The following is a 253-nucleotide window of genomic DNA, read 5'->3' as shown; positions in this document are numbered from 1 at the left end:
GATCGGGATCATCCCGCAGAGCCTGCAGGAGGCCGAGATCGGCCACAAGGGCCTGACCCGCCTGGAAGTGGTAGACGGCATGCACGCGCGCAAGGCGCGCATGGCCGAGCTGGCCGACGCCTTCATCGCCCTGCCCGGCGGGCTCGGCACCCTGGAAGAGCTGTTCGAGGTCTGGACCTGGGGCCAACTGGGCTACCACGCCAAGCCGCTGGGCCTGCTCGAAGTGAACGGTTTCTACGATCCGCTGCTGACC

General features: G+C 68.0%; 1 protein-coding gene. It reads left to right on the top strand.

The features are described from left to right. The coding region (locus G5A07_RS21535) for a TIGR00730 family Rossman fold protein (RefSeq protein ID WP_191864005.1) at positions 1-253 on the top strand (253 nt) is incomplete at both ends.

Source organism: Stenotrophomonas sp. AS012628 (assembly GCF_010608305.1).
GTDB lineage: Bacteria > Pseudomonadota > Gammaproteobacteria > Xanthomonadales > Xanthomonadaceae > Stenotrophomonas > Stenotrophomonas geniculata.
Note: the sequence above shows the minus strand (reverse complement) of the source record. Positions and strands in the feature narration are given on the sequence as shown.